The sequence below is a fragment of the Flavobacterium sp. N2038 genome (assembly GCF_025947185.1).
Taxonomy (GTDB): Bacteria; Bacteroidota; Bacteroidia; order Flavobacteriales; family Flavobacteriaceae; genus Flavobacterium.
This window is the reverse complement of sequence record NZ_CP110001.1, coordinates 4,092,806-4,105,602: the sequence shown is the minus strand read 5'-3', so window position 1 is coordinate 4,105,602 and position 12,797 is coordinate 4,092,806. Positions and strand designations below refer to the sequence as shown.

Here is a 12,797-nt window from a genome sequence, read left to right as displayed (position 1 = left end):
TTGCTAAACTTAAAATGATTTTATTCAAAAAAACAGTATTACTTTTTTTAGTTTTCCTGACGACATTCGGTGTTTTGGGTCAGGTTGCTGATACTATAAAAGTCACTCAGTTTGGGGTAAAATCGAATAGTTATCTGAATGCAAGTAAAGGAATTGCAACAGCATTAAGAAAGTGCCAGGGAAGACAGAATGTTGTGATTCAGTTACCTGGTGGAAGAATTGATTTATGGCCGGAAGAGGCAGTCAAAAAGGAAATTTATATTTCGAATGCGACAGAAAGCGATACTTTATCGAAAACAAAAAATATTGGATTTTTCTTCGATCATTTGAAAAATGTCACTTTGGATGGCAAAAACACTTTGGTCGTTTTGCATGGAAAAATGATTTCGTTTGCTTTGTTTAACTGTCAAAATGTTGAGATTAAAAACGTTCAGTTTGATTATGAACGCCCAACAATGTCTGAAGTAACAATTATGTCAGTTTCACCGTCGGCGGTCAAAATTAAAGTTCATCCAGATTCCGGATATGGTATCGAAAACGGAAAAATTGGATTTTACGGGGAAGGCTGGAGAAGTAATTCTCATCACACAATTTTATTGGATAAAGAGAAAAATCTAATGCGCTATTCCTCATTTGAGCCATTTTTGAATTCAAAAGCGACTCAGGAAGAGAATAGAACCGTTTTGTTTGAAGGCAATTTTACAAAAGAAAATTATAAAGCAGGAGATGTGCTTTCTATTCGTGACACATACAGAGACAATTGCGGAGGTTTTATCACCTTAAGTAAAGATATTGTTCTGTCTAATGTAAAAATGCATTACATGCACGGATTGGGAATCGTTTCTCAATTTGCCGAAAATATAACATTTACAAAGGTGGTAGTCGCACCTCGTGAAGATTCAGGACGTGCGATTGCTTCGTTTGCAGATTGTTTTCATTTTTCTGGTTGTAAAGGAAAAATTTTGGTTGATCAGTGTAAAACATCAGGTTCTCATGACGATCCTGTAAATGTACATGGAACTCATTTAAAAGTAACTGAAATTTCAGAACGCAATAAAATAAAAGTACAATTCATGCACCATCAAACCTACGGATTTGAAGCTTTTTTTGCAGGAGACAGTATCAGTTTTGTAAATCCGCAAACGTTGCAACCAATTAATTACAGCAAATTAAAATCAGCAAAATTGATTGGACAAAAAGAAATGGAGCTGTTTTTAGATGACGAAATATCAGATAAAGTTAAAGTAGGAGACGTGATCGAAAATATAACCTGGACACCCGAAGTTACTATTCGAAATTCAAGATTTGAGCGTACAAATACAAGAGGGTTGTTATTGACGACACGCAGAAAAATAATAATAGAAAATAATACATTTTACCGTACAGGAATGCATGCTATTTTGATTGCAAACGATGCATCGAGCTGGTTTGAGTCGGGTGCAGTTTCAGATGTAACAATCCGAAACAACACTTTTGAAGAATGTGCGTATAATTCTGAAACGATAATCAACATTGCGCCAGAAAATCACGAGTTGGTTTCGGGTTATTATGTGCATCGCAACATCAGAATTGAGAATAATACATTCAAAGTTTTTGATAAACATATTTTGTCAGCACGTTCTACAGACGGATTGTCTTTTTTGAATAATACAATTAATCAGTCCAATTTGCTTGCATCGGGATCAAATGAAAATTTCTTTACCCTTACTGCCTGCAAGAATGTTGTAATTAGGCATAATACGTTTAATACAACCTGGAAACCAAAAATCACTGCCTTCAAAATGACGAAGCGGCAAATAAAAACAGATATAAAAAATTTGAATATTGAATAAATAAGAATGGACTATAACGCGTTCATTTTATGAACAAAACCAAAATAACCAACCAGAATGATTATAACCAAAAATATATTTCCGCTTAAGAGTTGCCTTGCAATGCTACTATGTTCGATGATCAGTTTGTCCGGATTTTCCCAGAATACCGTAATAAAGAGAATGGGTTCTGTAGATACACAGTCATTTGACGACAATTGGCTTTTTTCAAGATACGGATCTCAAGCTAACGGATTAGTGAAAGAAGAACCTAAGAATTTAGAAGCCGTTTCAGTAAACGAAACTGCTTGGGAAAAATTAAATCTGCCACACGATTGGGCTATCAAAGGACCATTTAGAATTGAACTACGAGGCGAAACGGGAAAATTGCCTTGGAAAGGAATTGGATGGTATCGCAAACATTTTACCGTACCGGCTTCAGATTCAGGAAAACAAATTTTTGTTGATTTTGACGGTGCTATGGCTAATGCTAAAATTTATTTAAATGGAAACTATGTGGGAACATGGCCGTTTGGCTATAATTCCTTCCGTATGAATCTGACTCCGTTTTTAAAATTTGGTAAGGAAAATATTTTAGCCGTTCGTTTAGATACTGAAAACTGGGATTCTCGCTGGTATCCGGGAGCAGGAATCTATCGCCATGTTTGGCTGGTAAAAACGAGCCCGGTTCATGTGGCACATTGGGGAACATACGTTACAACTCCAAATATTACCAAAGAAGCAGCTGATATCAAAGTAATGGTAAAAGTAGATAACGCTTCAAGTAAATCAGTAAAAGCAGTTGTTACAACGGATTTATATGAAATAGATATAAATGACAATCTTAAAGCAAAAGTAGGTTCATTAATTACTTCAACACTTGACATTAAAGCAAACGGAAGTGAAGAGGCTGAAACACATTCGGTTTTGAACAACCCTAAATTATGGGATTTAAAAACACCAAATCGTTATGTAGCACAAACCAAAATAAGCGTTGACGGAAAGGTGGTGGATACTTATAATACTCCTTTCGGAATCAGAACGATTGAATTTACGCCAAGAAACGGATTCCTTTTAAATGGAAAAAGAGTAGAAATATTCGGAACCTGTAATCACCATGATTTAGGGGCGCTGGGTGCTGCAATCAATACATCGGCATTAAAAAGACAATTGGTAATGCTGAAAGAAATGGGCTGTAATTCGTTAAGAACTTCTCATAATCCGCCTGCTCCGGAATTGTTGGAATTGGCAGACAAAATGGGATTCTTAGTTTGGGATGAAGCTTTTGATGCGTGGAAAATTGGTAAAAAGAAACTGGATTATAATTTGATTTTTGACGAATGGCATGAAAAAGATTTAATGGCTTTGGTTCGCAGAGACAGAAACAATCCTTCGGTATTTATCTGGTCAATTGGAAACGAAGTTCCAGATCAGCAAAATGTAAAATTGACCAAAGAACTGGCTGATATTATGCGCAGAGAAGATCCGACACGCCCGGTTTCTAACGGATATAATGATCCTGATGGAGGAAGAGGTTCTGGAGCTGTTATGGCATTAGATATTATGGGAGTAAATTACTTTTTTGACCAGCAGCCAAAATGGGATGTTGATCCAAGATATGCAAATAAACCAACGCTGGGCAGTGAAACATCCTCTACTGTAAGTTCACGCGGAGAATATTTCTTTGATGATAAGTACAACAAAACTTCCTGGCAGATTTCGTCTTATGATGATGCATTTCCAGACTGGGGCTGTTCGCCAGACACACAATTTCGTACCAATGCAAAATACCCGCATTTATTAGGGGAATACGTTTGGACAGGTTTTGATTATTTGGGTGAACCAACACCATACAACTCAGATGAAACAAATTTGTTGAATTTTAGAACGGATCCTTCTAAACAAAAAGAATTAGAAGCAAAATTGGCAGAATTGCAAAAAAGTAATCCACCGTCAAGAAGCAGTTATTTTGGAATTATCGATTTGGCCGGATTTCCAAAAGACCGTTATTACAGCTACAAATCACATTGGAGACCAGATGTTCCTACAGCACATATTTTGCCGCATTGGAACTGGAGTGAACGCATAGGGAAAGTAGTTCCTGTACATGTTTACACTTCTGGAAACGAAGGTGAATTGTTCTTAAACGGAAAAAGTCTGGGAAGAAAGAAAATGGAAGCTGGAAAAGACTTTCGTTTAACGTGGGATGATGTAGTTTATACACCAGGGGAACTGAAAGTAGTTTGCTATAAGAATGGTAAAATATGGGCAACAGATATCGTTAAAACTACAGGAACCGAAACAAAATTGAAAATGACAGCAGATAGAGCAGAAGTTCTTGCAGACGATGTTGATCTGGTTTTTGTAACGGTTGATATTACAGATAATAATGGTTTAGTAGTTCCGCGTACAAATCCATTAATGAAATTTTCAATTGAAGGAGCAGGAGAAATTGTGGCTACAGATAATGGTGATGCAACCAGTTTTGTGCCTTTTCAAAGTACAGAAAGACCCGCTTTTAACGGAAAAGTTTTAGTGATAGTTAAAGCTAAAAAAGAGCAGAAAGGTCAATTTACTGTAAAAGCAGAAAGTGCAGGATTACAGGGCGCTTCAACAACAATTAGAATTAAATAATAAACAAACAAAATAAATTAAAAATGATTAAAAAGATAATCTTAACCGCTTTGTTCGTAGGAACATCTATTGCGGGCAGTGCGCAGAACAAAATTGCTGCAAAAGATATTGCCGAAAAAATGAAATGGTTTGAAGATGCTAAGCTGGGGATTTTTATTCATGCGGGAATTTATTCCGTTGCTGATGTTTCTGAATCCTGGAGTTTTCACAATGGAAAAATTTCTGTAGAAGATTATATGAAACAGCAAAAAAGCTACACTTTGAGTAAATATGATCCTGCTGCCTGGGCAGATATGATCAAAGATTCAGGAGCTAAATATGCAGTAATTACAACAAAACACCACGATGGTGTGGCAATGTACGATACCAAATTAGGTAAGTTGAGTTCAGTAAAAACTACTCCTGCCAAAAAAGATATGATTAAACCATTCTTTGAGGAATTGCGCAAAAGAGATGTAAAATGCGGTGCTTATTTTTCATTAATCGATTGGACACATAACGATTATCCGGGCTTCTTGAAAGATAAAGCGCGTTATGATATTAAAAAAGAACCAGCTCGCTGGGAACGTTTTCAGAAATTTTTCCAAGGACAAATCAAAGAAATTTCAGATTGGTACAATCCGGATTTATGGTGGTTTGATGGCGATTGGGAGCATAGTGCAGATGAATGGCAGGCTGAGAAAACGCGTAAAATGATGTTAGACAGAAATCCTAACACCATCATTAACGGACGTTTACAGGGTTATGGTGATTATGATACACCAGAACAAAACTTTCCAGTGGTGCGTCCGGCATTCAAATGGTGGGAATTATGCATGACTATGAATGAAAACTGGGGATACCGTGTGAGCGATAACAATTGGAAAACGCCTTACGAGATCATTACTATTTTTGTAGATGCAGTTTCAAACGGAGGAAATTTATTGCTTGACATAGGGCCAAAACCTGACGGAACATATCCAGACACAGTGGTTTCAACATTGAAAGAACTGGGAGATTGGAACAGAAGAAATGGTGAAGGTATTTTTGGAACAGTTCCGGGAATTCCGTTAGGACATTTTTATGGACCAACCACACTTTCTAAAGATTCAAAAACGCTTTACTTATTTGTACACGGAAAAACTTCAGGACAATTGATGTTAAAAGGTCTTGATAATAAAATTCAGGATATTACGGTTTTGGGTTCAAATGTAAAATTAACGCACAAAGTAGTAGGGAAAATTTCCTGGAGCGCTGTTCCGGGATTGGTTTATATCGATTTGCCAGAGAATACAGCAGATAAATATGTGACTTGTATTAAAGTAACATTAGATGCGCCAATTAAATTATACAGAGGTCAGGGTGGTTTCCTGACGAATTAATAAAAGTATAGAAAATGTCATCTTCAACTTTTGAGGATGGCATTTTTTATAAAAAGTTACTCAATCCATTCAGCACAATAGTAGTATTATCATGAACAAAAAAGCACTTTTAATCGTTTTATTTCTTGGAGCGCAAAGTATATTTTCACAAAACACTCCAAAGTATAAAAATCCAAAACTTCCCGTTGACGAGCGCGTTCAGGATCTATTATCCCGAATGACGGTTGAGGAAAAATTTTGGCAGATGTTCATGATTCCCGGTGATTTGTCTGATGGAGCAGAAAATTATAAAAACGGAATATTTGGTTTTCAGGTAAGTGCGAAAGGAAGTACTGATGCAAGTAATCAAATTTTAGATTACAGCGCAGCAAGTAATGCAAAAGAAACAGTAAAACTAATTAATAAAATACAGAAATATTTTGTCGAAAAAACACGTTTAGGAATTCCTATAATTGCTTTTGATGAAGCATTGCACGGATTAGTCAGAGACGGAGCAACAGCATTTCCGCAGTCTATTTCATTGGCGGCAACGTTTGATCCGGGGTTAATGAAAAGAGTTTCAACAGCGATTGCATTAGAATCAAAAAGCCGTGGAATCCGTCAGATTTTATCACCTGTTGTAAATCTTGCTTCAGATGTTCGCTGGGGGCGAGTAGAGGAAACGTATGGTGAAGATCCTTTTCTTTCTTCAAAAATGGGAGTCGCTTATGTGTCGTCTTTTGAAGAAAGAGGAGTAATCACAACTCCAAAACATTTCCTTGCAAACAGCGGAGACGGCGGTCGTGACAGTTATCCAATTGATTACAATGAACGTTATTTAGAAGAATATCAGTTTCCTCCATTTCGCGCCTGCTTTAATGAAGGCGGAAGCCGAAGTGTGATGACTTCATACAATACTATAAACGGAAGTCCGTGTACAGCAAATAATTGGCTGTTGAATAAAAAGCTGAAAGGCGAAATGAATTTTAAGGGATTCATTATTTCAGATGCAAATGCTGTTGGTGGAGGAAATGTACTGCATTATACGGCAAAAGACTATCCAGAATCAAGTGCAAATGCGATCAATAATGGGTTAGATGTTATTTTTCAAACGGCTTATGATCATTACAAATTGTTTCAGCCTCCTTTCTTAGATGGAAGAATTGATATGAAAAATATTGATAAAGCCGTAACGAGAGTTCTGAGATTGAAATTTGAACTGGGATTGTTCGAAAATCCATATGCTGACGAAAAAGAAACGAATAAATGGAACGGAAATCCGGCTCATAAATTATTAGCAAGAGAAGCGGCAGAAAAGGGAATGGTTTTATTGAAAAATGACAACAATATTCTGCCTCTTAAAAAATCTATACAATCAATTACTTTAATAGGAAACGATATTACCGAAGCTCGTTTAGGCGGTTACAGCGGCCCAGGAAACGGAAAAGTAAATATGCTTGACGGTATAAAAGCAAAGTTAGGTACGTCGGCTGTGATTAATCTGGCTGAAGGCTGTGCGAGAAGAAATAAAGAATATACCGTTGTTCCGTCTGCTAATTTATTCAGCATTGAAAAGGGGAAAACTGTAAACGGATTATCGGGCGAATATTTCAATAATGTACAATTAAGCGGAACTCCTGCTTTGACAAGATTAGATAATGCAATTAGTTTTGACTGGACATTATACTCTCCGGATCAGGAAAAAATTAACTATGATTTTTATTCGGCAAAATGGACAGGAAAAATCAAATCACCAGTATCAGGAATTTATAAAATTGGTTTTGAGGGCAATGATGGTTATCGTTTGTATCTGAACGGGAAACTAATTATTGACAATTGGAAAAGCCAAACGTACTCGGCCAAATTGGTTGATTTCAATTTTGAAAAAGACAAAGAATATGATATTAAAATCGAGTTTTTTGAATCGCAGGGTTATGCTAAATTCAAATTAGTTTGGAACGTTGGAGTTAATAATGATTGGCAGAAGAAAATTGAAGAAGCTGTTGCGGCGGCTAAGAAATCAGATGTTGCTGTAATTGCTGCAGGAATTGAAGAAGGAGAATTTAATGACAGAGCTTATTTAGGTTTATTAGGACATCAGGAAGAATTAATCAATGCGGTTGCAGCAACAGGAAAACCAGTTGTTGTGGTTCTGGTAGGAGGAAGCGCCATTACAATGGATAAATGGATTAATAATGTGCCTTCGATTCTGGATGTTTGGTATCCGGGAGAAGATGGCGGTCATGCTATTGCAAATATTTTATTTGGAGATAAAAATCCGGCAGGACGTTTACCAATTACTTTCCCGGTTTTTGAAGGACAATTGCCATTGGTCTACAATCACAAACCAACAGGTCGTTCTGATGATTATACCAATTTAAACGGAGCTCCTTTATTCCCGTTTGGTTTTGGATTAAGTTATTCGACTTTTGAATATAGCAATTTACGATTTGACAAAAAGAAAATCGGAAAATCAGAAACAACCAAAGTGTATTGCACGATTAAAAATACAAGTGCTGTTGATGGTGATGAGGTTGTTCAGTTGTATGTAAGAGATCTTTTGTCATCTATTGCACAACCAATTAAACAAATGAAAGGTTTTGAAAGAATTTCACTTAAAGCGGGAGAATCAAAAGAAGTTTCATTTGAAATTAATAAAGAAGTTTTACAAATGTTAAATGAAGATATGAAATGGGTGGTAGAGCCAGGCGATTTCAGAATTATGATTGGCGCATCTTCAAGAGATATCAGACTGCGAGAAATTATTACCGTTACGGAGTAGTTGTACGTTAAGATTTATAAAACTGAAAACGATTCGAAGTAAATAAATAACCAACACCAGAATAAAATGATTTCAAAAAAAGATTTTTCAAATGCAAACTTTAAATTCAAAATCATCCTGTTGGTGTTTTGTTGCAGTATGATGGCTTTTTCGCAGAAGAAAAAAAAACCGGAAAGTTTTCCAAAAGCTGAAAATAATTTAGTGTTGCAGGCACCTGTTAATTCCTGGGACGAAGCTATACCTCTTGGTAATGGTTTAACAGGTGGACTTTTATGGGGAGAAAAAAACCTCATCAGACTTTCGCTTGATCGGGGCGATTTGTGGGACGAACGCACTAATGGACCAAAAGAATGGTGGAAAACTCAAACTTGGGCCAAAGGCGGAAATATGTGGGAAGATGCTTATTATGGTTCGACACCTACAAAATTACCGGCTGGTGCAGTAGAGTTTACTTTAACAAATGGAACAGCAATACAATCATTTGAACTTAATAAAAGTACGGCAGAAGGAATTGTACATTTTGAAAACGGACAGCAGGCTACTGTTTTTTTTAGCGCTGTAAAGCCTGTTGCAATAATGCGCATTCCGGTTTCCCAATACAGTTCGCTAGAGGTAATGAGTTCGATGCAGGTTTCAGATAAATATCGCGGAGCATCTGCCGGACCCGATAGTCATACAATAAAATCATTAGGTTATCCCGCTGCAAAAAATGAAGCGACAGGAAATGCAAAATGGTACATTCAGGAAGCTTCAGAAGGATTGTCTTATTGCGTTTACACAGAAACACGAAAAATAAACAACGAAATCGTAACTGCAATAGCGGTAACCACAAGTCGTGAAGGCAGTGATTTACTGGAACTGGCAAAATCCCGCTGTAATGAGATTTTGAATCTCGGAATTACTAAAAGTTTATCAGAACACAAGTTATGGTGGAGTAATTTTTGGGCACAATCACAAATCAATTTGCCTGAAAAAAGAATGCAGGATTACTACACCTTTGCCCGCTATTTGTACGGATCGGGTTCCAGGGCCAATACACCTCCAATGCCTTTGCAGGGAGTCTGGACCTCAGCAACAGGAAGTCTTCCGCCATGGAAAGGCGATTATCACAGTGATTTGAATACCCAAATGACTTATATCGCGTATCAGGAAGCTGGAAATTTTGACGAAGGAAGCAGTTATATCAATTTCCTTTGGAACAAACGTGACAAATGGCGTGCTTTTGCTAAAGATTTTTATGAAACACCCGGATTGGCAGTACCGGGAGTAATGACTTTGGACGGGCAACCTTTGGGAGGCTGGGCTGCTTTTAGTTTGTCACCAACTATGACTTCCTGGAATGCACATTTATTTTATCTGCATTGGTTGTATACTGCTGATGATACTTTTCTAAAAGATCGCGCCTATCCTTGGTGTAAAGAAGCGGCAGAATGTTTACGAGGACTTTTGAAACCGGACAAAGACGGTAACTTGAAATTATTAAGATCTTCTTCTCCTGAGATATTCGATAATAAATGGTTAGAGCCTAATACCAATTATGATTTAATGAGTATGAAAATGCACTTTTTGGCCGTAGCCGAAATGGCAGAGGCTTTAGATTTAACGGATGAAGCAAAATCATGGAACGAATTAGCTCAAAAATTAGGAGATTTTCATGTGGCACCAGATGGAGAATTAATGCTTGATTCCAAATTATTATTGAGAGAAAGCCATCGACATCTATCTAATATCATCGGAATTTATCCTTTCAATCTGATCACAACCGAAGGCAATGCAGAAGAACAAAGAAGAATTAATACGACACTAAAACGTCCGGAATGGAATGCTGAAAAACATAATGAATGGTGTGGTTATTCCTGGGCATGGATGTCGTGCATGCAGGCTCGTACCGGAAATGCGGAAAGCGCGTACCATCATCTGGATGTTTTTGAAAAAGCCTATATCCTGAGAAATGGTTTTCATGTCAATCAGGATCAGACTCCCGATACTAAATACGGTTGGGGCGGAGGAAAACCTTTTACACTTGAAGGAAATTTTATAGCCATGCAGGCAATTCAGGAAATGTTATTACAAAGCTGGAGTGCTACGCCTGGGAAAGTAAACTCCGGTTTAATTAGAATTTTTCCTGCTGCGCCAAAAGAATGGGGCAATCTTTCCTTTACAGATTTGAGAGCAGAAGGAGGGTATAAAGTTTCTGCTACGCGAAAAAACGGAAAAATATCATGGTTCAGTATTACGACAAAGAAAGCGGGGACTCTGAGAATCAAGGATAATTTTGAAGAACAAGTTCCAAAATGGAATTCAAAAGAGGTAAAATTTCAAAATGGAATCTATGAAATTGCTGTTAAAAAGGGGCAGATAATTGAAGGTCAGTTTTAACTAAAAGCGAGTTTTTCCGGATTTATTTTGATAAAAAAGGGTGCTGATTTTGATTTAAGTAAGTCTCAGATTGGCAAAACAAAACTGGATTTCAGAAAAATTGGAGAGTAGATAAAAAACAAATGCAAAAAAATGCTTACAACTTTATAAAATGATAAAAATGAGTAAAGTACAGCAGGAAATTTTGTAACAATTTTATTGAAAAAGGAAATTATTAAGTGAAGATAATTCATTATCGGAAATTCTGATTTTGAAGACAAATAAAAAAAGTGAATGAATAGTAGTTAACATATATTTATGTTAAAAATATCGTAATTTATTGAAGTTTCAGTGTTTGTTTTTTGCAGTATTTATTTTTATTGATTTTGGGCTTGTTTTCCTTATTTTGTCAGAATAAAAGCACCTATTTTGCATCTTTTATTATTTTATTTTCAGCCAATTAGTGGTTAAATTTTCATTTCATTTTTTTTAATGTTAAAAAATATAAATTACTATAAAAAAATCACTAAAACGTTTTTGTAAATCGTTTTATTAAATATATATTTGTTCAAATAAATTAACTAAGGTTTAAGATAAACTTAACATTTCATGAAGAAAAACATTACTATCAAGGATATCGCCAAAGCCGCAGATGTATCCGTTACCACAGTTTCGTTTGTATTGAATAATAAAGGCGAGAAGATGGGGATAAGTAAGGAAGTGATTAAGAAAGTTATTAAGGTTAGTGAAGAAATGAAATTCAAACTCAATATGATCGCCAGTAGTTTGAGAACCGGAAAAACGAGATCTATAGGACTTATTGTAGAAGATATATCCAATCATTTTTTTTCCGATTTAGCAAAGGTGATCGAGAGGGAGGCAATCGATTCTAATTATAGAGTGTTTTATTGCAGTACAGGAGGAAATGATGAGCGTGCTGTTGAATTAGTTGATAGTTTATTGCAGGCAAATGTTGACGGTTTTATCATAACACCTACAGAGAATATGAAAGCTACTGTAGACAGATTATTAGAACTTCAGTGTCCGGTAGTTTTAGTCGACCGATATTTTGAAGGTCAGAATGTGAGTCATGTGGTACTTGATAATTTTGAAGGGGCTGAGAAAGCAACGCATTATTTACTGGAAAAAGGATTCAGAAAAATTGCGTTTATAACCAATTACTCACAGCTTATTCAGATGAATTTGAGAAAGCAGGGATATACTAAAGTATTAAAGGAAGCAGGATTATATGATGAGTCACGAATTCTGGATATGGAATATCATATCTCTGAAGAAAAAAGAATTGAAAAGATCACTGAATTTTTGACTAAAAAAACAGATATAGATGCGGTATTATTTGGAGCTAATTATTTGTTGCTTGCAGGTTTACAGTCTTTTAGAAGGCTTGAATTAAAAATACCTGCAGATAAAGCGGTAATTAGTTTTGATGATCATGAAAGTTTTAGACTGAACTCACCTTCTATTACTGTTTTAGCACAACCTATTGAAGAAATGGCAAAGAAAACGGTTAAATTATTAATGAAACAAATGACCGACGGGAGTAATTATAAAATTATTAAAGAGAAGAAAAAAGGAAATCTAATTATAAGGGAATCAGTGTAAAAAAGATATTCCTTTTTTTTAATACAATTAGCTAAAACGTTATAGTTGGGCATGCTATAACGAGGATCAACCAAACCAATTATTAAATAAAAAAAATGCTTATGAGTAAAAGAAATTGAGAGAGAACAAACAAGAAACTTAGACTATTACTACATCCGGTAAGGAGAAGGTAATGTAGAATTAAAGGTTTTAGTATTCCATATTTTTTTTAACAAGAACCTTTTAATTTAAAAAAATTAAAACCAAACC

6 protein-coding genes are annotated in these 12,797 nt (G+C 35.9%); all 6 read left to right on the top strand.

Annotated features, from left to right (window positions below; genetic code table 11):
* The first annotated feature begins 14 nt into the window (after nt 1-14).
* The 6 genes from OLM51_RS17985 to OLM51_RS17960 all read left to right on the top strand — a co-directional run bounded on the left by OLM51_RS17985 (nt 15) and on the right by OLM51_RS17960 (nt 12,548).
* Nucleotides 15-1,832 carry a right-handed parallel beta-helix repeat-containing protein gene (locus OLM51_RS17985; RefSeq protein ID WP_264551976.1) on the top strand — a complete coding sequence of 606 codons (1,818 nt, stop codon included), beginning with the start codon at nt 15-17 and terminating at the stop codon, nt 1,830-1,832.
* 57 nt (nt 1,833-1,889) lie between these two features.
* The gene (gene galB / locus OLM51_RS17980; protein WP_264551975.1) at nt 1,890-4,445 is read left to right on the top strand and encodes a beta-galactosidase GalB; all 2,556 of its coding nucleotides are present in this window, start codon (nt 1,890-1,892) and stop codon (nt 4,443-4,445) included.
* 23 nt (nt 4,446-4,468) lie between these two features.
* Nucleotides 4,469-5,806 carry an alpha-L-fucosidase gene (locus OLM51_RS17975; RefSeq protein WP_264551974.1) on the top strand — a complete coding sequence of 446 codons (1,338 nt, stop codon included), beginning with the start codon at nt 4,469-4,471 and terminating at the stop codon, nt 5,804-5,806.
* Between the two features lie 91 nt (nt 5,807-5,897).
* Nucleotides 5,898-8,567 (top strand): glycoside hydrolase family 3 protein, encoded by a 2,670-nt coding sequence (locus OLM51_RS17970; RefSeq protein ID WP_264551973.1) that lies wholly within the window; start codon nt 5,898-5,900, stop codon nt 8,565-8,567.
* 66 nt (nt 8,568-8,633) lie between these two features.
* On the top strand, nt 8,634-10,946 hold the full coding sequence (locus OLM51_RS17965; protein WP_264551972.1) for a glycosyl hydrolase family 95 catalytic domain-containing protein: 2,313 nt from the start codon (nt 8,634-8,636) through the stop codon (nt 10,944-10,946).
* 588 nt (nt 10,947-11,534) lie between these two features.
* Nucleotides 11,535-12,548: a LacI family DNA-binding transcriptional regulator gene (locus tag OLM51_RS17960; protein WP_264551971.1), complete on the top strand. Its 1,014-nt coding sequence runs from the start codon at nt 11,535-11,537 to the stop codon at nt 12,546-12,548.
* Nucleotides 12,549-12,797 lie beyond the last annotated feature (249 nt).

Coding starts and splice junctions, on each gene's coding strand:
- OLM51_RS17970 (WP_264551973.1), top strand. CDS start 5,898: ATGAACAAAAAAGCACTTTTAATCGTTTTATTTCTTGGAGCGCAAAGT.
- OLM51_RS17960 (WP_264551971.1), top strand. CDS start 11,535: ATGAAGAAAAACATTACTATCAAGGATATCGCCAAAGCCGCAGATGTA.
- OLM51_RS17965 (WP_264551972.1), top strand. CDS start 8,634: ATGATTTCAAAAAAAGATTTTTCAAATGCAAACTTTAAATTCAAAATC.
- OLM51_RS17975 (WP_264551974.1), top strand. CDS start 4,469: ATGATTAAAAAGATAATCTTAACCGCTTTGTTCGTAGGAACATCTATT.
- OLM51_RS17985 (WP_264551976.1), top strand. CDS start 15: ATGATTTTATTCAAAAAAACAGTATTACTTTTTTTAGTTTTCCTGACG.
- galB (WP_264551975.1), top strand. CDS start 1,890: ATGATTATAACCAAAAATATATTTCCGCTTAAGAGTTGCCTTGCAATG.